General features: G+C 47.6%; 22 protein-coding genes. 11 read left to right on the top strand and 11 right to left on the bottom strand.

The window, feature by feature from the left end:
- Positions 1 to 10: 10 nt before the first annotated feature.
- Both ACU37H_RS12310 and ACU37H_RS12305 read right to left on the bottom strand, forming a co-directional pair.
- Complete coding sequence (locus tag ACU37H_RS12310) at positions 11 to 1,141, bottom strand: peptidoglycan DD-metalloendopeptidase family protein (protein ID WP_472704021.1); 1,131 nt, start codon at positions 1,139 to 1,141, stop codon at positions 11 to 13.
- 11 nt (positions 1,142 to 1,152) lie between these two features.
- Positions 1,153 to 3,993, bottom strand: coding sequence for an outer membrane beta-barrel protein (locus tag ACU37H_RS12305; RefSeq protein WP_472704023.1), 2,841 nt, complete (start codon positions 3,991 to 3,993; stop codon positions 1,153 to 1,155).
- A 139-nt stretch (positions 3,994 to 4,132) separates the two neighbouring features.
- Here ACU37H_RS12305 and ACU37H_RS12300 point away from each other — a divergent pair, with 139 nt between their 5' ends.
- From ACU37H_RS12300 to ACU37H_RS12290, 3 genes are all read left to right on the top strand, one after another.
- The gene (locus ACU37H_RS12300; RefSeq protein ID WP_472704025.1) at positions 4,133 to 5,119 is read left to right on the top strand and encodes a Gfo/Idh/MocA family protein; all 987 of its coding nucleotides are present in this window, start codon (positions 4,133 to 4,135) and stop codon (positions 5,117 to 5,119) included.
- Between the two features lie 102 nt (positions 5,120 to 5,221).
- Positions 5,222 to 5,620 (top strand): SRPBCC family protein, encoded by a 399-nt coding sequence (locus ACU37H_RS12295; RefSeq protein ID WP_472704027.1) that lies wholly within the window; start codon positions 5,222 to 5,224, stop codon positions 5,618 to 5,620.
- A 10-nt stretch (positions 5,621 to 5,630) separates the two neighbouring features.
- Positions 5,631 to 6,305: an NAD(P)H-binding protein gene (locus ACU37H_RS12290; RefSeq protein WP_472704029.1), complete on the top strand. Its 675-nt coding sequence runs from the start codon at positions 5,631 to 5,633 to the stop codon at positions 6,303 to 6,305.
- Here ACU37H_RS12290 and ACU37H_RS12285 read toward each other — a convergent pair.
- The 5 genes from ACU37H_RS12285 to ACU37H_RS12265 form a co-directional block, all read right to left on the bottom strand.
- Positions 6,282 to 7,004 (bottom strand): thioredoxin domain-containing protein, encoded by a 723-nt coding sequence (locus ACU37H_RS12285; RefSeq protein ID WP_472704031.1) that lies wholly within the window; start codon positions 7,002 to 7,004, stop codon positions 6,282 to 6,284. The genes ACU37H_RS12290 and ACU37H_RS12285 overlap by 24 nt on opposite strands.
- Positions 7,005 to 7,070: 66 nt before the next feature.
- Positions 7,071 to 7,451 carry a YidH family protein gene (locus tag ACU37H_RS12280; RefSeq protein ID WP_472704033.1) on the bottom strand — a complete coding sequence of 127 codons (381 nt, stop codon included), beginning with the start codon at positions 7,449 to 7,451 and terminating at the stop codon, positions 7,071 to 7,073.
- Between the two features lie 143 nt (positions 7,452 to 7,594).
- Entirely contained in the window at positions 7,595 to 8,491 is an 897-nt protein-coding gene (locus ACU37H_RS12275; protein WP_472704034.1) for a pirin family protein, read from the bottom strand.
- 16 nt (positions 8,492 to 8,507) lie between these two features.
- On the bottom strand, positions 8,508 to 8,828 hold the full coding sequence (locus ACU37H_RS12270; protein ID WP_472704036.1) for a GNAT family N-acetyltransferase: 321 nt from the start codon (positions 8,826 to 8,828) through the stop codon (positions 8,508 to 8,510).
- 8 nt (positions 8,829 to 8,836) lie between these two features.
- The gene (locus tag ACU37H_RS12265; RefSeq protein WP_472704038.1) at positions 8,837 to 9,193 is read right to left on the bottom strand and encodes a hypothetical protein; all 357 of its coding nucleotides are present in this window, start codon (positions 9,191 to 9,193) and stop codon (positions 8,837 to 8,839) included.
- A 436-nt stretch (positions 9,194 to 9,629) separates the two neighbouring features.
- Between ACU37H_RS12265 and ACU37H_RS12260 the strand changes: the two genes are divergently transcribed.
- The 6 genes from ACU37H_RS12260 to ACU37H_RS12235 all read left to right on the top strand — a co-directional run bounded on the left by ACU37H_RS12260 (position 9,630) and on the right by ACU37H_RS12235 (position 16,084).
- Positions 9,630 to 10,949 carry a sensor histidine kinase gene (locus ACU37H_RS12260; RefSeq protein ID WP_472704040.1) on the top strand — a complete coding sequence of 440 codons (1,320 nt, stop codon included), beginning with the start codon at positions 9,630 to 9,632 and terminating at the stop codon, positions 10,947 to 10,949.
- Positions 10,950 to 11,106: 157 nt separating this feature from the next.
- The gene (gene serS, locus ACU37H_RS12255) at positions 11,107 to 12,381 is read left to right on the top strand and encodes a serine--tRNA ligase (RefSeq protein WP_472704042.1); all 1,275 of its coding nucleotides are present in this window, start codon (positions 11,107 to 11,109) and stop codon (positions 12,379 to 12,381) included.
- Between the two features lie 9 nt (positions 12,382 to 12,390).
- Positions 12,391 to 12,708 carry a hypothetical protein gene (locus ACU37H_RS12250; protein WP_472704044.1) on the top strand — a complete coding sequence of 106 codons (318 nt, stop codon included), beginning with the start codon at positions 12,391 to 12,393 and terminating at the stop codon, positions 12,706 to 12,708.
- A 243-nt stretch (positions 12,709 to 12,951) separates the two neighbouring features.
- Positions 12,952 to 14,415 (top strand): DUF1800 domain-containing protein, encoded by a 1,464-nt coding sequence (locus ACU37H_RS12245; RefSeq protein ID WP_472704046.1) that lies wholly within the window; start codon positions 12,952 to 12,954, stop codon positions 14,413 to 14,415.
- Positions 14,416 to 14,463: 48 nt separating this feature from the next.
- Positions 14,464 to 15,690: a DUF1501 domain-containing protein gene (locus tag ACU37H_RS12240; RefSeq protein WP_472704048.1), complete on the top strand. Its 1,227-nt coding sequence runs from the start codon at positions 14,464 to 14,466 to the stop codon at positions 15,688 to 15,690.
- Between the two features lie 79 nt (positions 15,691 to 15,769).
- Entirely contained in the window at positions 15,770 to 16,084 is a 315-nt protein-coding gene (locus tag ACU37H_RS12235; protein ID WP_472704050.1) for a DUF3817 domain-containing protein, read from the top strand.
- Positions 16,085 to 16,139: 55 nt separating this feature from the next.
- Here ACU37H_RS12235 and ACU37H_RS12230 read toward each other — a convergent pair whose 3' ends face one another.
- Positions 16,140 to 17,531: a BatD family protein gene (locus ACU37H_RS12230; protein ID WP_472704052.1), complete on the bottom strand. Its 1,392-nt coding sequence runs from the start codon at positions 17,529 to 17,531 to the stop codon at positions 16,140 to 16,142.
- Between the two features lie 28 nt (positions 17,532 to 17,559).
- Positions 17,560 to 18,261 carry an SDR family oxidoreductase gene (locus tag ACU37H_RS12225; RefSeq protein WP_472704054.1) on the bottom strand — a complete coding sequence of 234 codons (702 nt, stop codon included), beginning with the start codon at positions 18,259 to 18,261 and terminating at the stop codon, positions 17,560 to 17,562.
- A gap of 323 nt (positions 18,262 to 18,584) precedes the next feature.
- Here ACU37H_RS12225 and ACU37H_RS12220 point away from each other — a divergent pair, with 323 nt between their 5' ends.
- On the top strand, positions 18,585 to 19,295 hold the full coding sequence (locus ACU37H_RS12220) for a YjjG family noncanonical pyrimidine nucleotidase (RefSeq protein WP_472704056.1): 711 nt from the start codon (positions 18,585 to 18,587) through the stop codon (positions 19,293 to 19,295).
- 27 nt (positions 19,296 to 19,322) lie between these two features.
- Here the strand turns inward: ACU37H_RS12220 and ACU37H_RS12215 are convergent, their stop codons facing one another.
- Both ACU37H_RS12215 and ACU37H_RS12210 read right to left on the bottom strand, forming a co-directional pair.
- Entirely contained in the window at positions 19,323 to 20,225 is a 903-nt protein-coding gene (locus ACU37H_RS12215; protein ID WP_472704058.1) for a DUF72 domain-containing protein, read from the bottom strand.
- A gap of 6 nt (positions 20,226 to 20,231) precedes the next feature.
- Positions 20,232 to 21,179, bottom strand: coding sequence for a UDP-3-O-(3-hydroxymyristoyl)glucosamine N-acyltransferase (locus tag ACU37H_RS12210; protein ID WP_472704060.1), 948 nt, complete (start codon positions 21,177 to 21,179; stop codon positions 20,232 to 20,234).
- 575 nt (positions 21,180 to 21,754) lie between these two features.
- Between ACU37H_RS12210 and ACU37H_RS12205 the strand changes: the two genes are divergently transcribed.
- On the top strand, positions 21,755 to 22,630 hold the full coding sequence (locus ACU37H_RS12205) for a YicC/YloC family endoribonuclease (protein WP_472704062.1): 876 nt from the start codon (positions 21,755 to 21,757) through the stop codon (positions 22,628 to 22,630).
- The last annotated feature ends 32 nt before the right edge of the window (positions 22,631 to 22,662 follow it).

The raw sequence follows: 22,662 nt of genomic DNA, 5'->3' as shown, positions 1-22,662 counted from the left end.
AATTCTAAAATCATTGTTGAACAAATCCTGACAGGCTATCCCTTACGAATACATGCAACGAGTTCTCTGTGCTTGCCTGCACCTGTAATTTTTCATTCTTTTCCAGCCGGGTAATGGTGGGGTATTTATTGCCCGGACCACTGCGCAACGGCGTGTCCCGGGAAAGGGTCAAACTATTTTTTTTAGAGAATCGTTTAAAATCCGGGATGGGTTGTTTTTTAATGAAATGCAGCGGATCTATAGCGCCCCTGTTGGTATACACACCGAAATGCAGGTGGGTAGCGCCTCCTGCGGCATTACCGGTATTGCCAACAAACCCCAGCGTGTCACCGGCTGCGACAGCGCTTCCCGATACGGCGGACACGCTGTCCAGGTGTGCATAATAAACACTATATCCTGCGCGGTTCTCCCGCAGCCAAACCTGCTTGCCACCGATCCCTTTCTCTCCCGTGAAGCTTACTCTTCCATCCGCCACCGCAACCACCGGCGTGCCCCTTGGTGCAAAAATATCTATCCCCTCATGCGACCGTCCGCCACCATCGCGCGCTGCGCCCCAAAAGCTTTGCATGGCACTGTTGCCTCTTCCTGCCACGGGAAACAGGTAGGCCGGCTGCGTGTAGATCCTTACCTGGAAAAGACCCGTGTCTTCAAGTGCCGGCTGCAGGCTGATACGGATACTATCATCTTCCTTGGCCACCCAGGATACCAGGCTATCACTATTCGTCAGTTCTGCACGCAACTCTTCATTCCCTATCCCGCGGCCATTAAAAACTTCCAGGAAAAACAGCGAACTATCCGGCTTTTGTATTTCAACAATGATGGTATGGCCGCCTTTTATTCCGGTGATATAGGATACCGCAGAAGCATTCACTTCCTGGGCCTGGAAATTCATTACAAATGGCAGATTCACCGACAACGGTCGCGCCATCGCCCGTTCATGCGCCTCCTTCCAGGCAATGAATAAGCTGTCTTTCTTACTAAAACTGCTTTCGTATTTGTCGCGCGCAGTTTTAGCAATTAAAGGGCGAAGCTGCTTACACGATACCAGGAAACCTGCCAGTAGGAAGATGGGCCAATACCTCATACCAATGGACAATACAAAACTGTGCCGGACAACGCTTCCCGCCAGAGAATCTGTCAAAGCTGTCTAATCTACCAAAGCGACCAGCCGCCGCCCACTTTTCCTTTGGCTCCGGATGGACGAAGGTTGTAAGTGAAAGTGGCCATGAAGTATTGCCCGATAATATTGGAATAAGTGGTGCGGATCGTATTCTGGTTCGGGATAATATCTGTATTCCGCGTTTGGTTCAGCAGGTCATTCGCGAAGATCCGCAACACGGCTCTCTCGTCCTTGAAGAACGTGAAGTTGACGCCTGCATTCCACATAAACATTTTCCGGTATTCAGGGTTGGTAAAAGCATTGTTGTTGATGTAACGCAGTTCCGTATCAAAGATGACGTGTTTGATCCAGCGCATGATAGCTTCCATTCCCATCGTTTGCTCAAAACTGCTTTGGGGCGAAAACAGCGGATTGCTGTTTTTCACGTTCATGTAAGAAAATGAATAGGCAGGGCCGAGTTCCAATTTATCATCCCAGTTGAAACCGAGGTTGCTCCAGATATTACTGATCAGTCTTTTTTGGGTACTGGGCGCCGCATTATACAGAAACGGGTTCTGGCGGTATTCGGTCCAGGTCCCTACATTCCATGAAAACGTGAAGCTGTTTTTATATTTGATGTCCTGGTTCAGCCCAAAATTAGCAGCAATGCGCTTGCTGCCGTCTGCATTGATCGGTTCGATGGTTTGCAGACCACTTTCATCCATGGTGATGCTCTGGATCACGTCATCGTTAGCGATCCAGGCTTCCGCCCAGCTCCAGACATTCAGGTTGTTCTTGGGATTGAACGTATTGAGATTGACATTGACACGGTCCATCACCGCAGGCAGCAGGTTGGTGTTACCAAGCGTGACTACGTAAGGATTGGTATTGTTGCGCACGGGTATCATGTACACATAATCCGGAAGTACAATATCTCTTGAATAGTTAACAGTTAATTTCTTATATGTGATCTCCAGCTGGGGAAGGATATTATTCAGTTTTTGAATGACCGGCGTAGACAAAAAAGAAAGTTGATTATCAAATTGCTGGTACTGGTAACGGACGCCCGGTGTGATCGCCAGGTCTTTGAACTTTAATTCCAGCCCGGTACTTACAAAAAAGCGGTTGCTGTTGCGTGCAAAGCCGCTGCTCAGGTCTTCATTAAACTGGTTGTATTCCGTGCCGCTTCTGTCGAAGGTCGTAATGTCGTTTTTCAGATTTTCGTACTCATACCGGGCACCCGCGCGCAGGAAGAGGCTCTTGCTCAGGGGCTCGCGATAATTGGCACCGGCAAAGGCGTACCAGGTCGGGATGCTTTCCCGGCGCAACTGGTGCGTTGAGCTGTCAAAAGCGGCAGGATACCGGTAGCGGATCTCGGCGTCCGTGAAGTTATCTACGGACCGGCTGTTCCAGTTCAGACCCTGCGAAAAAGAAATGCGTCTGCCCGACTTGGTCCTGGATAGTCGCGTCAACGAAAAATTCTGCCTCAGGATATTATTGCCGGTCTTGCCATTGATCGTAACCGTTCCGTCATTCAGGTTGCCAAGAAAATTATTGATCCCGCTCTGGTTGTTGACGCTGCTCGTCTTTTCGTTGGCCAGTATGTAATTGGCCATGGCCGTGATCGTCGTGAGCGTGTCGGGCTTCAGGTTGACGCCCGCTCCGAAAGTGTGCGTAATCCCCTTTACCACTGCGTCGTATAAAGACTCATTGGTGATGACCGTGTCCCCGTTGAATATTTTTGTGGTATTATTCGTTTCCAGGTCCGTGTGGACGCGGCCCAGGTAATATTGCGCGAAGAACGCTTTCTTATTATTCGGAGAGTGGTTGAGATTGAGACCAACGCCGTTGCTTGTCGTGACGCCACCCAGGCGCGACATGCCTCCAAAGTTGATCCCGTTAATAGAAATATTAGAGCCGAAGTTAGAATTGTTGGAACTGTTATTGCCGCCACCGCTGACGTCCCTGTTCCTTTGTAACCCGCCGGTCTGCATCAGGTCAGACCAGCCAAAGCCCGGACGGTTGAGGTTATTGGTATAGCCCAAAGCGCTTACCTGGAGCGTATCGCGGAACATATTGGCAATGGCTCCAGCTTCAAAGCGCGTGCCGTTGATGCCATTACCACCACCGCCATATGCCTTGCCGAACAAACCCTTCTTCACGCCTTTTTTAAAGGTCAGATTGATCACCTTGCCCACATTATTGAGGTTATCATCGCCCCGTTCCAGCAGCTCATCTTTATCATCCGTAACCTGGATCTTATCAATGACGTTAGAAGGCAGGTTTCGCGAGGCCATTTTAGGGTCGCTGCCGAAAAAGTTTTTACCATCCACCAGGATCCTGTTGACCCGCTTGCCATTGACCATGATATTTCCCTGTTTATCGACCTGCACGCCGGGCAGCTTCTTCAACAGGTCTTCCACCAGCGCATTCGGCAAGGTTTTAAAGGCGTTGGCATTGAACTCTACGGTGTCTTTGCGGATCACCATTGGCGGGCGCTCTGCGATCACCAGCACCTCATCGAGCGCAGTCGCCGATGGCTCCATGGATATCGTTCCGAGGTCGATATCCATGCTGTCTGCAGACAGCTGCAGCTCCTGCCGGTGCACGGCATACCCCGAAAAAGAAACAATAAGCCGGTAAGGCACATCGGTCGCAATACCCGGGAGCCGGAAACTGCCGTCTTCAGCACTCAGCCGGTAAGTGACCATGGCCGTGTCTGCTGCCTTAAAAAGCGTTACAGTGGCCATATAGAGCGGCTTGTCGGAGCCGGCTTCTAATAATTTTCCCCTGACGGAGCCCTGGGCCATAGCTTCAGAGAACGGCAGTGCAAGGGCGCTTATCAAACTGAGGGCACGCAGATATTTCCACAAACGGTTTGGTGTGTTAAGCATAATCAGTAATCGTAAAGTTGACTGGAATGTTACACATATGCCGCCATGTTTTTATAAATGGCGTATTTTACCGCATAAAAGGTCTGTGGTCTATAGTCCATCCACCATGGACTATCAACTATCAACAAACAGCAATCATATGGAACAGGTAAAATGGGGGATCATTGGTTGTGGCAACGTCACCGAGGTGAAAAGCGGCCCGGCCTTTAACAAAGTGCCGGGGTCCGGCCTGGTGGCTGTCATGAGAAGAGATGCCGCCAAAGCGAAGGATTATGCCATGCGGCATGGCGTTGAAAAATGGTATGACGATGCATCGAAGCTGATCCATGATCCGGACGTCAATGCCATTTACATAGCCACTCCTCCCTCCAGCCATTTGAAATATGCATTGGAGGCCATTGATGCGGGGAAACCTGTTTATGTCGAAAAGCCCATGGCCCTGAATGTCGCCGAGGCGCGCGAAATGGCGTCCTACGCTTCAAAGAAGGGCGTCAAGCTCTCATTGGCGCATTACCGGCGCCAGCTGCCGATGTTCCTGCAGATCCGGGAATGGCTGGAAGCAAAGGTGATTGGCGATATCTCTTTTATCCAGCTTCAGCTGCTGCAAGGCGCTTCTGCCGGACTTATAGCCGCCAGTGAAAAAAACTGGCGCACGGATCCCGCCGTGTCCGGAGGAGGATTATTTCATGATCTGGCTCCTCATCAGCTGGATATCTTGTTACACTGGTTTGGGCCTGCCAAGCAATACACAGGATTTGCTGCCAATCAGCGTGGCGCCACTGCTGCGGACGACCTGGTGACGGGCATGATCACATTTGCTCCTGACATCGTTTTTAACGGCACCTGGTGCTTTAACGTAGCTGACACAGACGCAACAGATACCTGCACGATTTTCGGATCCGAAGGCAACATACAGTTTGGCTTTTTTGGCAATACAGCTACACTTACCAGGAACGGCATTCCCGAGGCAACAGATTTTGGCGCGATGCAGCATGTACAACAGCCAATGATCGGGAAAGTGGTTGATTATTTTTTGGACCGCGGGGAGAACCCCTGCCCCGGAGCTGCAGGCGTGGATACAATGGTGTTGATGAATGCATTCACTTCGCGCGGGAATAATTTGTAAACAACCTTATATGTTGATCCTATGCCCGTTATTACCTTAACCACATGGATTGAAGCGGATATAGAAACCTGTTTTGACTTATCTCGAAGTCCGGAGATCCATATGATATCTACTGAAAAAACAAAAGAGAAAGCGATTGCAGGGAAGACTTCAGGATTGATGGACATGAATGAGACGGTAACCTGGGAAGCCACGCATCTGGGCATTCGCCAGAGGCTGACCTCCCAAATCACCGCTTTTGACCGGCCACACCATTTCAGGGACGAACAGGTTAAAGGGATATTTAAATTCCTCGTGCATGATCATTTTTTTAAGAGCACGCCGCAGGGGACCGAGATGAAAGACGTTTTTAATTTCAGAGCTCCTTTAGGCATCCTGGGAACCATCGCGGAGCACCTTTTTCTCACATTTTATCTCAAGGCATTTCTAAAAAAGCGAAATGCGGTACTTAAATTGTATGCTGAGACTAATAAAGGTCAAGAATTATTAAATCAGTTTTAATTCATTTATCATGAAAGCAGTTTTAATCGGGGCTACAGGCGCTACGGGAAGTGAATTGTTGAAATGGCTGTTGCTTGACGAAAGCATCACCGAGGTGACCGCACTGACCCGGAAACCTCTGAAAGCCGCGCACAACAAGCTTTCCGTAAAGATCATCAATTTTGACCGGCCCGAGTCATGGAAACAGCTGGTTACCGGCGATGCCGCATTTTCCTGCCTGGGCACGACTTTGAAAGCAGCGGGCAGCAAGGAGGCGCAACACCAAGTGGATTATGAATACCAGCATACCTTTGCGCAAGCAGCCCGCGAAAATGGAGTACCTCAGTTTCTTCTGATCTCAGCCGGAATGGCCAATAGTCATTCTCCCGTTTTTTATTCACGTATGAAAGGTCAATTGGAGCGTGCTATCCAGCATTTAGGCTTTGAGTCATTGACCATTTTCAGGCCGGGACTTTTGTCGAGGCCGGGAACCGACCGGACCGGTGAAAAAATAAGCGAATCCATACTACACTTCTTCAATCGCCTGGGGATGTTGAAAAGACTGGCGCCATTGCCGGTAAGTCATTTGGCCAGGCTGATGCTGGCCTATGCGAAGAAGCATCATAGCGGCACCACGATCTTAGAGTCCGGACAAATACTGAAAGAAGTGCGACCCTATGCGCTACCGGATCCCAGCTTTGGTTAGCTGCGCCAGAACGGCGTCCTTCCCGATATATCCCTGGTAGGACCAGGTCTGTTTCCCTCCCTGGTAAAGATGCAGCACCGGCAGCGCTGCAATGCCCAGCTCTTTACTTAGCTGCGGGTTGGCATCAATATCAATCCGAACCACGTTCAGCCGGCCTTTCATGTCTTGCCCTATTTCTTTCAGATAGGGCTCCATCTTCTTACAGGGTTTACACCATGGCGCATAAAAGTCCACGAGGACCGGTTCGTCAGAAGCGATCATCGCGTCGAACTGGGAGCGGGTCATCCCTGCGGCAAGGGGCGCAGCCGCTTTTTCTTCAGGCAGCCCTGCCGCCCGCCATTTTAAAATGCCGCCATCCAGTTCATAGACTTTTTTAAATCCCTGCCGGCGAAGCTCAGCCGCTGCTTCTGCACTTCTGCCGCCACTCAGGCAATAGACCATCAAAGGTTTTGATGGATCCAGTCCTTTTACCTGATCCTTAAAATTTTTGCCATTCCAGTCATAATTGATGGCTTCCGGCAAATGGCCTTTGGCAAACTCTTCGGGAGTACGGACATCGAGAACGACCGCATCCGGTGTGGATTTGATCTTTTCCTGGAAACTTGCCGCGTCAAGTTGCGTCTTTTCGGTCTGCCCGTTGGCGCAACCAAAAAAACAAAGAGAAAACAATGGGTATAATAAAGGAAATATTCTTTTCATGTGCATGAGGTTAAATTTTTAAGCGCAAGGCTGTGCTTCCTGCCATAGCCGACATCGTAAGAATAATTATTGAATACTTTGAATGAGATACCAGATCAACACGGCACTGATGACAATGATGCCTCCGGTCAGCACAGGTATCAATGGTGCTGAACCATTGTAAACATCGCTTTCTATCTGCCGCTTCACCTTGTTGTAATTGATAAAAGCGAGCAGCGATGTGAGCGCCCCGATTGCCACAAGTACCACGCCGATCGCCGCCGAATGGCCCTTTGACTGAACGACCGTTTCGCGGCCCAGCATGATGGACACCTGGCGTACAAACATCGAAAACTTCACCACCACAAAACCAAAGCCCATCACACCGATAGCCGTGCGTATCCAGGCCAGAAAGGTACGTTCATTGGCCAGGTGGTCATTTGTTTTTTTGACAGGGGCTTTATCCATGGGAAGTTTTTCCAAAAGTAATACATTCAAAAGTTTGGACGACCACCGCAAGGGCAACATTAAATTGCCGCTCGCATACGAGCGCGATCCTCAGGATTCATTGATTGATCGGACTTCCGGCCAGTGGTCAGTATTACATGGGTCTAAGCGCCTTTGTTATATTGTGGCAATGGCACAAAGTCATCCTCATCGCCCGGCACTTTTGGAAATGCATTCGCATCCTGGTTGTACCAGTTCTCTTTTGCTGCTTCAATCTTGTCTTTATCAGAGCTGACAAAGTTCCAATAGATATAACGCGGTTCTTCAAAAGGAATGCCGCCAAAAAGATATACGGTGCTATTTGCTGTAATGGTGAATTCACATAGCGACGCATCTTTGGCGATCAGCAATTGTTTCGACCCGTACGTGTTACCTTCTATCTCTACTGTACCGTCGAGCACATACATAGCGGCTTCTCCAAACAGCTCATTGCCTATGCTGATCTTCTCAGTTTGCGTGCTTTTGATCTCTATAAAAAACAATTGGCTGTGCACAGGTACCGGAGACCGTTTTCCGAATACTTCGCCTGCGATCAGTTTATAAGACAACGGCCCGTCCTGCCAGGTGGGCAGCTCTGACGCCTCTGTGTGATGGAACGATGGTTCCGATTGCTCCAGTTCCCTGGGAAGCCCTACCCATATCTGAAAGCCATGTAAACTCTTATCCGTATGTCGCAGATACTCGGGCGTGCGCTCAGAATGCACAACGCCCTTGCCCGCTGTCATCCAGTTCACCGCCCCCGGCTTAATTTCTATGGCGCTCCCGATACTATCACGGTGGAAGATAGATCCTTCGAAAAGGTAGGTCAGCGTCGATAAGCCGATATGGGGGTGGGGCGGCACATCAAAATTCTGATAATCTTTCATGTACACCGGTCCCATATGATCGATGAACACGAACGGACCTACGGATCGCTTTTCGCGAAAAGGCAGCAGGCGGCCGACAAGGAAATTGCCAATGTTGGCCGCCTTTTCTTCGAGTATCATACCAATGTTAGACATGTTTGCTTTTTTTAAGTTATAACCGATGATATCCCCGGAAACCCTTGTAGACAATGCGTTTCCATTCAGGGTGTCTTTTAATAAAAGTATACAGATACGGACAAAACGGTTGTATTTGTTGCTTTTGTTCCTCCAGGTGGCTGAAGGTTTTTTCCACCAGCGCTGCGGCAGCGCCCGTACCCTCAAGCGCTTCCGGAGCCTCGGTGTGCGTAAGCGCCATAATGCCATCTTCATCGATCTCATATTCTATAAAGGCCACATGGCCGTTCACTTCCAATTCAAATCGTTGCTTCTCTTCATTAATGTGAAGGGGTAGCTGCTCAAATTCAGGCTTCATATTATTCATTACATTTTAGGATTATCGATAAACCGGGTGGTTGCTTCGCTGTTCGCATCCATCCATTTCGCCATCAGCCCGGCCATTTTATATCTGATGAACTCTTCGTCCGTCATCACAAAAGCGATCAATGCCGCATCGGGATGCAGAATATCCGCCATCTTGTGCAGTTTATTATAATCAGCATGAGACAGCGCTTTGTCTATGACCAGTAAGTCAAAGTGATCGCTGTTGAGCGCTGTGATAGCCGCTTCAACATCACTCTCAAATGTTACAGAGAGCCGGTCGATCGATGCAGCGATATTCCTGAAAATGCTCAGATCGGAATCTGCACTTACAATGGCGTATGCTTTTAATGTTTTCATTTCGTAAACTTTTATTAATTTTTGTCGAATGGTGCCTTTGATGATCCAAATTTTCTTTTCCTCTTATATAAATGAAAATTTTGATCATGTCGGTTTCATTTCGTGAACTTTTATTGATTGTTAATCAGGATCGCCATCCGATGAAAAACCCTGATATACGTCCGGATAGGTGATCCAATTTTATCCGGAGCGCTTAACCTCGCGCTTCGCGATCCGAAAACGAATGTACCACATTGATGGCAGCAAATACTTAACCTGGGTTAAGTACTGATTTACGATTCTTTATAAATACATAAAAATCAGAACCTGTTATACTACTGGTAATCAGCGGAAAATAGAATATCTTTATCGCCGCAAAATTGAAATGGAACATGAGGTGTTGCCGGCACGGTATTGCATTTCTTTATCAACTGCCCTAAGTCCTTAAACAAATCGTATGGGTCTTCATTGGAATTGGCTAATCGGTCAAAAAGATTCTTTCACTCTTGAAGCACGCATTTTTCACGCCATTTGTCTGGCCGTTATATTCTGCCTCTCGATCAGCATACCCATCAACTACTTCCTGCAGATGCCGGAGCTCTGTATCCTGTTGTTCGTAGTAGTATTAGCAACGGCGCTGCTGTATTACATGTCAAGGTTTAAAGGACATTACAAAACCTGCGTAGCTATCTTCCAGGTGTTCGTATGTCTTGCACTCGTTGGCAATTACTATTTCAATTCCGGCATCAAAGGGCCCACCTATGCCATGTTCCTGTTGTCCTTCCTGGTTTCTGTAGTGATCATCCCTCCACGCCAGTATTATGTATGGCTTCCGGTCAATATCTTACTGATCACGACGTTGATGACCATCGAATTTTTCAGGCCGGGAACGATTGAAATGTCTTATACCGACGACATCAGCCAGTATGTCGACTTACTGTTTTCTTACTGTGCCATTGCCGCATTTGCTTTCCTGATTGCGGGTTATGTGCGCAAGGCTTATCACAAGCAACGTGAAGAGCTGATCGCACAATCGGCCGCTTTGGAAAAGGCCAATCAAACGAAGAACAAGCTCCTTTCCATCCTGGGCCATGATCTGAAAGAACCTTTAGCTTCTTTACAGGGTTACCTCGAGCTGCTGGCCGAATTTGACCTGGACGAAGAGGAGAAAAAAGCCATGAACAACCAGCTGCTGGTCATGACGAAGAACACCTCCCTCATGCTTTCCAATATTTTATCATGGACCAAAAGCCAGGGGCACAACTTTAAAGCCAACCTGCAGCCACTGTTTGTGGAAGACACGTTGAACCATGTTATTGAGTTGGCCCATAATGTCAGTCACAGAAAGCAAATCACTTTGTCGGCAGACATCTCGCCGGAGATATCAGTAACCGCAGATCCGCAGATGCTGGAGCTGGTGGTTCGCAACCTGCTGATGAACGCCATTAAGTTCACCCCTTCAGGAGGTAACGTGCGCCTGTCCGCCTCGCGTGATCATAAGCATTGCGTGATCACGGTGAAAGACAATGGCATCGGCATTCCCGTTTCGTTGCAATCCCGCATTTTTTCCATTGAATCGGGGTCGCGGCGCGGTACCGCGTCAGAAAAAGGTACAGGCCTGGGCTTGACGCTTTGCAAGGAATTTACGGCCATCATGGAAGGAACCCTTACTTTCCAAAGCAACAAGGATGAAGGCACTACTTTTATGCTGACCCTTCCTGCTGCTGCACTCATCAGGCAGGTGGCATACGATGAGATCAGCTCCACTGCTGTTTAACCACTCATTGAGCGGCAGAGTATAATATCTTACACCTCTCTCATCAGCCTTATAGAATCACAGTCCTGCGTATCGCCTGTGAATGATGCTCTGTCATGTTAAAAAAAACAGGTTCACTCCATCAATTGATTATATTTTTGCACAAAACTGATTCATAATGTTACAAGTAAATGTGATAAGGCAAAATGTGCAGGAAGTGAAAGACCGCCTGGCAGTAAAGAATTTTAAAAACACCGAACTCGTGGATTCGGTAATCGCGCTGGATGATCAGCGTAAAAAGCTGCAGCTTGAATTTGATACCACCCAGGCATCGGTAAACAGTGCGTCGAAGGAAATAGGCAGCCTTATGGCAAAGGGTGACAAAGAAGCAGCAGATGCAAAAAAGAAAGAAGTAGCGGCATTGAAAAGCCAGCTACAGCCGATCAGCGAGCAACTGGCAGCGACAGAAACGGAATTGCAACAGGCGTTGGTGCAATTACCCAACCTGCCCTCTTTCCTGGTACCTGCCGGCAATAGCGCGGAAGACAATGAAGTGGTGCGCGAACAGGGCGCCAAACCGGCGCTCCATGCGGGCGCAAAACCGCATTGGGACCTGATCAGGGAGTATGACATTGTTGATTTTGAAACCGGGGCTAAAATAACAGGCAGCGGCTTTCCTTTATACAAAGGCGCGGGCGCCAAACTGCAACGGGCATTGGTTCAATATTTCCTGGACTATAACACCAATGCGGGTTATACAGAATACCTCCCGCCGTTTATGGTCAATGAAGCCTCTGCCTATGGCACCGGCCAGTTGCCTGATAAAGAGGGACAGATGTATCACATGCAGGCTGACGGGTTTTATATGATTCCCACTTCAGAAGTGCCTGTTACCAATATCTATCGTGATGAGATCATTAAAGCCGAACAACTTCCGATCAAAATGACGGCTTATTCTCCGTGCTTCAGAAGGGAAGCGGGAAGCTTCGGTAAAGATGTACGCGGGTTGAACCGGGTACACCAGTTTGAAAAAGTGGAGATCGTACAGCTGGTACATCCCGCCAAAAGCTATGAAGCGTTGGATGAAATGGTGGCTCATGTGGAGCAGCTATTAAGTTCCCTGGAATTGCCTTATCGCATATTAAGATTGTGCGGCGGGGATATGTCGTTCACTTCTGCGCTGACTTACGACTTTGAAGTATATAGTGCTGCCCAGGAACGCTGGCTGGAAGTGAGCTCTACTTCCAACTTTGAGAGCTACCAGACTCACCGGATGAAGATCCGTTTTAAAGATGAAACCGGGAAGACGCAATTCCTTCACTCTTTAAACGGAAGCTCGCTGGCGCTTCCGAGAATTGTGGCCTGCATTTTAGAGAATAATCAGACAGAGCGGGAAATAAAATTACCAAAAGTGCTACATTCATATTTCGGAAAGGATGCTATCACTAAATAAATTTGAGCAATGAAGAAAACTATCGTCGCTTTAACTATGCTGACAGGCGTCATCGTGGCCTGTTCGCCCAAGGTTCCCAAAACGCCGCCTCCGCCACCCCCTGCAACGCCTGTAGCTACCGCGGCAACCGGTTCTGCAGAAGCTGGCGCACAGATCATCAGCTCAGGCAAGTGTACCAAATGTCACAACGACGAATCGGGGCATGTACCTAAGCACACTTTTGCAGAACAGGAGATACTGATGCAAAATATGGCGAAAAAGGCAAAACTGACAGAACAGGAAACACTGGACCTGATGGCTTATGTAAAAGCGAACGCAAAATCTTAAACCTGGCTGATCCGGGTATCCCAAAGAAGCTGTCTCACACGCTACACGCCTGGGGACAGCTTCTTTTTTTTCTTAACGGGGTAACTGGATTTACAATAAACACCGCCGCGCCCCCATTATTCAAAAGATCGGATTTCATACGATTTAGCTTACCCGATATTACGTTAATATAACATCTTGTTAACTGCCCGCACATGCTTAAACCTTTCACCCGGCCTTAGGTCATATCCGGAAACAGTTGGCATGCAGCTATCAAATCAATTGAAAAACCAGCATCTGCTGTGGCGGGCGGGCTTTGGACCTGCGGTGGAACAGCTGAATGAATTGGAACAGTTTACGCCTGCGGAATACTTCAACGCGTTGGTAAAGGCTTCTGAAAAGACACCGCAGTATATCAATGTTGCAGACGACACACTGATCGATCTCTATGATCAACTCCAGGATGCCGGCAAAAGAAAAAACTTTGACGAAATGAAGCGCCGGGAAATCAACCGGATGCAACAGGCGGCTGTAAGGAATCTCAACCTTTATTGGCTCAAAGAAATGGTGACCACCCCGGCCCAGCTCCGCGAAAAGATGGCCTTCTTCTGGCATGGACATTTTGCAAGCAGGAACAACAACCTTTTCTACAATCAGCTTCTATTGCATGTGTTCAGAAAGCATGGCATGGACAACTTCGGTACGCTGTTGAAAGAAGTTTCGCGCTCGGCTTCGATGCTTTATTTTTTGAACAACCAGCAAAACCGCAAAGGCCGACCGAACGAAAATTTTGCACGGGAAGTAATGGAGCTCTTCACGATGGGCCGCGGACATTACACAGAGCAGGATATCAAAGAAGCGGCGCGGGCTTTTACGGGATGGACTGCGACAACCAGGGGAGAATTTGTATTCCGGGAAAATTATCACGATGATGGCAGCAAAACGGTGTTGGGTAAAACCGGGCGCTTTAATGGAGATGATGTGTTGAATATCATTTTAGAGCAGAAGCAAACGGCCCGATTCATTGCGGGCAAGATATATACCTTCTTTGTCAATGAGCAACGCGATGAAGCGATCATCAATACTTTGGCTGATCAATTTTATGACAGTCAATATGATATAGCCGCACTGATGAAAACCATTTTCACCAGCGATTGGTTTTATAATGCCCGGCATATCGGCACAAGGATCAAATCTCCGGTGGAGCTGTTGGTGGGCATCCAGCGCATGGTTCCTATGCAACTGGACAATGACTATGCATTGCTGAATATGCAGAAAATACTAGGTCAGCAATTATTGTATCCGCCTAATGTTGCAGGCTGGGCAGGCGGCAGAGCCTGGATCGACAGCAGCACGTTGATGATGCGCCTGCGCATCCCGCAAATGTTTAATGATAAGGACGAATTGAATATTGCCCCGAAACAGGACGACGATGTGATGATGGGCCGCGAAGCGGATGGCAGTGCGAACGTTCCCGCAAAGGGCGCCCAACAAAAAAAAAGATACGGTTCAGTAGATGCCCGTATGGATTGGCCGCAATACATCAGCCGGTATGAACATATCAAAAAGCCTGACCTGTTGCCCACGATCAGGCGCCATCTCTTCCAGCTTGATGCCGCAAAGATCCAGTCGGCTATTGACAAAAGCATCGACAGCTCATCGCGCGAAACTTATATCAAATCAGCTACCGTACAACTGATGAGTACGCCCGAATACCAGCTATGTTGATGCACTGAAGCAGAACATATATAGATTCTAAAAACTCAAATGGCCGTTATGCTCATAAAAAGAAAAGAATTCCTGCAGATTGGTTCGCTGGCGACGGCATCCATGATGATGCCTCAATTTTTAAAAGCATTTGAATCGAAAGCCCTGGTACCGCCGGGCAATAAAGTGGTAGTGGTTTTGCAACTCAGTGGTGGCAACGACGGATTGAACACGGTGATCCCCGTGAGGAATGATATCTATTATCAACTCCGCCCAAGCCTGGGCATCAAAATGAACCAGGCGGCACGCCTGACCGACGAGGTCAGCCTGCACCCGGCGCTTACCGCTTTGAAAGAACTGTATGATGAAGGCCACATGGCCATTCTGAACAATGTAGGTTACCCCAATCCTGACCGCTCTCACTTCCGGAGCATGGACATCTGGCATTCAGCCAGCTCCAGCAAGGATTACTGGAACACCGGCTGGATCGGACGTTATCTCGATGCGCAATGTCCGCCCCTGCCCAACGGCGCATCGGGAGGATGTGATAAGCCCACGCAGGCACTTGAAGTAGACGACGTGCTAAGCCTGGCTTTAAAAGGCGCACACACCAATGCTATAGCGGTCAAAGATCCGCGGCGTTTATATGGCACTTCGAATGAACAGTTTTTTAAAGATGTGGTAAAGAACCACCATGCGGATCACCATGAAGAAGAGCCGGTGGCTTATCTCTACAAGACCATGGCGCAAACCCTTTCTTCGGCAGATTATATTTTCAGGCAAAGCCGGCTTCACCCCACCGGAGCCACCTATCCGAGTACGGAGCTGGGAAACGGGTTTAAGACCATTGCTTCCCTGATCTATTCTGAAATCAATACCAAAGTGTATTATATTTCTCTGGGTAGCTTCGACACCCATGTGGGCCAGGAAGCCCAGCAGAACAGGCTGTTTACGCAAATGAACGATGCCATAAAAGCCTTTACAGATGATCTTAAAAAGAACGGGCGCCTGAATGATGTTTTGTTGTTCACCTTTTCCGAATTCGGGCGCCGTGTTGCGCAGAATGCCAGCAATGGCACCGATCACGGAACGGCAAATAACATGTTTTTGATCAGCGGCGGACTTAAGCAAAAAGGCCTGCTGAATGCTTTACCCGATCTTTCCGATCTGAACGAAGGCGACCTCAAATACAAGATAGATTTTAAAGATGTTTATGCTACCGTGTTACGGAACTGGCTCAACGCGGACGACGGAAAGATATTGCAGGGAAATTATAACGTGATGGATTTTGTATGATTCAGGTGCTCCTAAGAAATAAAAAGCAATCGTCAACCTTTTACCGCTTTATGTGTTGTGTTGATAAAATAATTGCAGCATGAAGCGGCCGGTTAAGGATCTCAGAATATTTATGCGTATTGCCTTCCTGGAAGGTATTTCCTACCTTTTGTTGTTACTGATCGCTATGCCGCTCAAATACTTTGCGGATATTCCCGAGGGTGTGAAGTATGTAGGCTGGGCACATGGCGTATTGTTCGTTCTGTTTTGTCTCTACCTCTTAAAGGTTTGGATCGGCTTCAAATGGAGCTTTTGGAAAGCCCTGGGCGCGTTTATCGCATCATTGTTGCCTTTCGGCACATTCGTGCTTGATGCCCGCCTCAAAAAAGAATATCCCGAGGTTGTGGCTCCCTAAACGCATTGCATTGCTTCTGGCTTATTGTCCATTGTCTATGGTCCATGGTCCTCTTCTACAACCCTTCCAACACCGATCTCGTTTTCTGCAACAGAGCGACCCTGTCTTCCCGCGCAATACCGCCACTATAAATCCCCGTATCTATTTCACTGAACAAAGCCTGAAGTGACTTTTGCTTCTCAGCCATCACGCCGCGATCGGACAGGTACTTCGATAGATGATTTTGATTGAAAGAACCTTTTGACAACCCTAATTTTTGTTCGAGAAAGCCGATCACGGATTGCTTCAGTTGCACGCTAAATGAATTGCCCGGTTGATCGATTGCCGCTGCAGCCGGCTGCAGAAAATCATCAGGGCGCGCAGGCGCAACAGGCGGTGGCGCGGACACCTGCCTGCGTGTAGCCCCAGGGGCTGCTTTAATGATTTTTTTCCGGTTCTTCCGGGCGATCCAGAAGACCAGTAACAATACCGCCACTACACCCGCAACCACCGCTATGATCCAATTGTCAGCAGCTTCTTCTTCCGTTTGAGATGCAGCGGTGCCACCCTGCTCATTGACTACACTGAATTCCAGTGGAATATTAGTAATCGTTTTATATTGATAATGCACCGCATCGAAAAAGGAAAACCGGATAGAAGGAATGGTGTAGGTACCCGCCTCATTGATCGTGAAAGGAATCTCGAACGATTTGTAACCGCTTCCGTCTGCCGACGGCTTTTTATCGGCATCGACCTTGGCATCAAAGACCTCCGCCGCTTCGGGCCACTGTACTTCGGGCTGTTGAACCTTATCAAAGTCTCCTTTTCCCGTCAGGGTAATAGTCAGCGTTGCGGGTTGGCCTGGTGACAGTATCTTGTCGGATAACCGCACATCCATTTTAAAATCGCCCACGATCCCTTCAAACTTTGAAGCTGATGGACGGTTCTTCTCCGGTAGCGCAGTGACAATCACCGGTATAGGCACAGAGCTGATGGTGAGGTTGAAGTAGCCATTGTCTAGTGAATACCCGTCGGTAACGCCGGAAAGAACAGGATCTTTTCGTCCATTGCCGTCGATCAACCGCACGCGGTTGCGCATGACCAGCGGGCCTAATGAAAGCGTTCCCTCCTGGTAAGGCGTCAGCTGCAATTTCAAAATGGTATGAACATCGAACCGGATACCATCAATCGTTTCTCTAGATGCAATGCCATCAGATCCGGATTTCAGGTCTTTTACATCAAAGCCTCTGAAAGAAGGTTGCCTCTCAATATGGGACTCGGAAGCCATGGCACTGTACAGTTTGTACGTAACCACGATGGGTTCGCCCACGAAACAATCGGTGCTGCTGGCCGTCACTTTTAAAAATATGTTGCTTTTGAGCCGGTCTTCCAGCGATACTTCCCCTCCATCCTGGGCATGCAGACCGAAGCAGGCGAATGTGAAAAAGAGGAACAGAAAACATTTCATTGCATCTTTTTTTATCTGAAACAGGAAACTACAGGTCACCCAGTTGGGGCCTTAAAACAATATCTTCAACGCAGGCCGCCATTGACAACCGGGACGTGGCGAAGACCATCTCAGCCACATCATCCGCTTCCATGATCCTTTTTTCACTATTGTCGAACCCGTCCCAGGAGTCGGTCAGGACAGCACCGGGAAAAACAGAAGTTACTTTGATTCCGTAAGGCTTCAGTTCGTGGCGCAGGTTGGCGCTAAAGCCGTGCAGCGCGTACTTGCTGATGCTATAAGAGCCGCCGTTTGGATAGGCCTGGAGAGAAGCGATAGAACAGATATTGAAGATATGCCCCGCTCCGCGTTGCTGCAGATGAGGCAATAAAGCCCGCGTCACATGATATGCACTGAAGAGGTTCGTCGCGATCTGCCGTTCCAGCGCGCCGTCCGCTTCCGTTCCGATACTGCCCGGTTCAAAGAGACCGGCATTATTCACCAGGATTTCCGGATCGCCCTGCGACAGACACCATGCTCCAAACTGCCGTGCGCTTTCTTTATCAGAAAGATCAAATGCCTTCGCCCTGACGGAGATGTTGCCGTATTTTGTCTGCAACGTTTCCATTGCTTTATAAAGCTTTATATCGCTCCGCGACGTGATCAGAAGATCATATCCGTTCCTGGCATAAACTTCGGCAATGGCATAGCCGATACCTCTTGAAGCCCCTGTAATGATTACCTCGTTCATATTATTATCTTTTCTTTATCAGCAATAAACATACCGCACGAAGTTCGGATATATGTTTGGGTCAGGCAATAAGTACCTCAGGCCACTGACATTTTTATATAAACGATGATGCTACCTGACAACCGGAAAAGACAGGGGCTTGTTACCTTTTCGATTGATCACCTTGTTCTTGAGGTTTTAACCGGGTGCATAACATTTTTAGTTTTATGATGCTTTACCGCAGAACCCGCAAAGAAGACACAGGCAACACAAAGTGAAAGTGAAAAAATGTTCTCGATTCATTTAACCTTGCTTTAAAATTTGTCCTTTATTTTTACCACATCATGAAGTATAAACATTTATTCTTCGACCTCGATCATACGCTCTGGGATTTCGACGCCAATGCGCGCATTACTTTGCTGGATCTGTACACTCAACTGAACCTGGAAGCGCGGGGCGTGAATGATTTTGAACTTTTTTACAGAAATTATCTAGCACACAACCTGAAACTCTGGGCCAGGTACCGCAACGGTTTTATCAGGCAGGCAGAACTGCGCGTGAAAAGAATGCGCCTCGCCTTGCTCGATTTTAAAATCGCTGATGATAAGCTGGCTGAAGATATGAGCGTGCGTTTTCTTGAAATGTTGCCCACACGCAATACGCTCTTTCCACATACTACAGAGATCCTGGAATACCTGCTCAATAAAAACTATAAATTACACCTGATCACCAACGGATTTGAAGAAATACAGCATCTCAAGATCAACAATTGTAAGATCAATCATTTCTTTGACCGCGTCATCACGTCGGAAGGCTGTAACAGCCTGAAGCCTAACAAGGAGATCTTTGATTATGCATTACAGCTAACGAAAGCTGACATACGCGAAAGCATCATGCTGGGCGATGATATGGAAGCCGATATCAAGGGCGCATATAAAGCGGGCATGGACCAGGTGTTTGTCAATCACATCAATGCGGTCCATGATAGTTCTGCTGCCGGTTTTACACCAACTTATACAATCCGTCACCTGAAAGAATTAGAGCAGATCTTTTAAAGAGCAGGTATCAAGAGACACTAAAATTTAAAACAGTTTTCGTTGTCCGCTTGCGTCACCCGGCGTTTGCGGCACTGTTACATCCAGCTTTAGAGCACGATTCAGCTTCTCTGTAAAATACGCCGATAATAAGGGAGATGATAACTCCACGTTCTGATGCACGAAGAAATAGAGTTGCTTCAATCCTTCTCCATGCCATTTCTCTATCCGTTTCAGCCAGTCATCGAGCCGCTTTTTATCTATCGCGTCATCATTGCATCCGACAAACCGGATAAAGGCCACGGGTGTGGTGAGCCGCATGTGCACCATATCGCGGCGGCCGGCTGTATCCACAATGATATTGGCCATCTTATGTTTCTCCAGCAGATTGCAAAAAGCACCCCATTGTAAAGGGTCTGAAAACCACGCTTCGTTCCTGACTTCCACAGCAAGGGGAACGCCCTTTGGAAAGTGTTCAATGAAATGCGTTAGTTTTTCAAATTCGTTGGGAGAGAATTTGTCGTGCAACTGAAGGAAGGCCATTCCCAGCCTGGATTCAAAATTGGAAATGGCATTACAAAACGTTTCGGCCAGCGGTAAGCTTTCCGGCGTTAATCTTTTATAATGACTGATGGAGTTGGTGATCTTTGGAAAAAACCTGAAAGAGGCCGGTGTTTTTTCCGCCCACTTCGACACCTGGGCCGGCGTGGGCATGTGGTAGAAAGTGGCGTTCAACTCGATTGAGTTGAACTGCGTCGAATAATACTCCAGCTCATCTTTGGTCCCTTTGGGATAAAACCCTTTCAGGTCCGACTTGTTCCACTTTGCGCAACCAACATACGCTTCAATTTTTTTTCCTTTGGCTTTCGCGAGGATGTCTTTGGTTGCCGCAGCGTCCTTTGGCAATTTGAAATGAATACCCGAAGGGTCAGCTACTTGTCCGAATTTCATAACAAACTATTTAATGGTTTTTACTTTTTCCCAGATCTCGGGCAGCCGCTTGATCCATGCGACTTCTTTTAGTTTTTCCCTGGCTTCGCCTACAGGATACCCGAAGTAGATCTTTCCACCGGCTAAGGAAGAAGGCACCCCGCTTTTAGCGTTGATCACGGCCCCACGGCCGATGGTCAGCGTCTTACTGATCCCCACCTGGCCCCATAGCGTCACTTCGTCTTCGATAACGGCAGCCCCGGCTATGCCTACCTGTGCCGCCAGCAGACAATTTCGTCCGATATGCGTGTCATGACCGATATGCACCTGGTTGTCCATCTTGGTTCCTTCGCCAATGATCGTATCTCCTGTAACACCCCTGTCAATCGTACATCCTGCACCAATTTCAACAAAGTCTTTAATGACCACGCGGCCACAGCTCACCATCTTTTTATAATGAATAGCGCGATCGTTTTTCTTATTGTAATAAAAAGCATCACTGCCAATTATAGTGCCACTTTGTATCACGACGTTATCACCGATAATGCAATGATCCATCACCGTTACATTCGGGAAAATGATACTGTTTTTTCCTACGCGAACGTTGTTGCCCAGGTAAGCATTGGGCATTACAACAGAGCCTTCTCCTACTGTTGCCGATGACGATACCATATCCATGGAAGGCTGGAAAGGCCGGTAGGTTTGCACAATTTTTACATAGGCCTCAAAAGGCTCATCCACGATCAGCAGCGCTTTGCCTTCGGGAAAATCAGTCTCTTTATTAATGATGATAAAGCTGGCCGCCGAATGAATGCACTTGTCATAATATTTGGGATGATCTACAAATGCAAGGTCTCCTTCTTCTACTACGTGAATTTCATTGATGCCGGTAGCACTCGCCTCTTTATTGCCGATGAGGGTAGCATTGATTAATGCAGCAATATCGGTCAGAGGCACTGGTTGATCAAACTTCATAAAAACTTTTTTATCAAACGTACAAGAAATTTTTGATCCGGAAATCGCTCGCAGAATCAAAGAAGTGATCCTCTTTTTTATTAGCCCGTTTCATTGTAAAAGCCCGTACCTTTTTGTCGGTTCTGTTTTGATCAGGCGCATGGCCTCTTTAATGGCCAATGTCCGCAAACTCTTTATTCATGGTAGTTTCAGCGGATCGTGTTATAAATGGGTTCATCCCGACTTAGATCCGTTTTCTATATCGTAGCGGCAACCCCCTTTAAAAACGACATCGATATCCACAGGTCATTTTTGTATTTGTTAATAAAATTTTCAATAAATAATTTTTATATCGTTAAAATAATAATTAATATTGTGTTGGGAAATTTATTTCCCGTACTTACTAACCCATCTTTATAAAATATCCCTTCTTCAAACGAAGGGATTTTTTGTTTCCGGAAGTTGCTTTTTTCTTTGCTGCATAATGATGGCAGATGCATAAACCTCTGCACCAAGATTCAATATTGATATTTTCTGACCTTTAAAAATATGCCGGACAGCAGCTTGCAAACATTATCTTTACATAAAACACGAGTATGCTTAAATCAATGACCGGCTTTGGCAGAGCAGAGAAAGTGATCGGCCAAAAGACTTTTCTGATTGATATAAAATCTTTGAATGGCAAGCAGTTTGACCTGTCTCTCAGATTACCGGTGATTGTGAAACCCTTTGAATTTGACATCAGGAAAGTTTTGGCGGAAGGATTAAACCGCGGTAGCGTAGATTGTACCATCAGCCTTAAAGACACGGGCGATGCAAAGCCTGTTGTCATCAACACCGATCTTGCCAAAGCCTATTATCATTCTCTTGCAGGCCTTTCAAACGAGCTGGGTATCGATACTTCCAATATTCTGAATGCACTGATCAAGCTGCCCGAGGTGATCACGCCCAGCAGCGAGTCGCTTTCAGACAGCGATTGGGAAGAATTGAAAGTATTGATCGGAGAAGCCATGCACGACCTGAATAAGCACCGTGAGGATGAGGGGAAAATATTGAGGGATGAGCTGGAGAAGCGCATTGACAATATCGTCCGCCTTCAGAAAGAGATCAAACCGCTGGACCTCGTTCGCCAGGAGCAAATGCGTGAAGGCCTGGTGAAGTTGCTGGAAGAAAAAGTGGGCAAAGAAAATTATGATGTCAATCGTTTGGAACAGGAGCTGATCTATTACATCGAAAAGATCGATATTACAGAAGAGATGGTGCGGCTCGATAATCACTGCAACTATTTCAAAGAAATACTTCACGAAAACGGCGACTCCAAAGGCAAGAAGCTCTCTTTTATCCTGCAGGAAGTGGGCCGTGAGATCAACACAACAGGTTCCAAAGCTTACGACGCTGCTATACAAAAGCTGGTAGTGATGATGAAGGATGAGCTGGAGAAGGCGAAAGAACAGGTCCTGAACGTGCTGTAAAACTCACTGTAAGTTCACTTACTTTTGCACCA

The organism is Niabella sp. ZPM-14, assembly GCF_055693045.2.
Note: the sequence above shows the minus strand (reverse complement) of the source record. Positions and strands in the feature narration are given on the sequence as shown.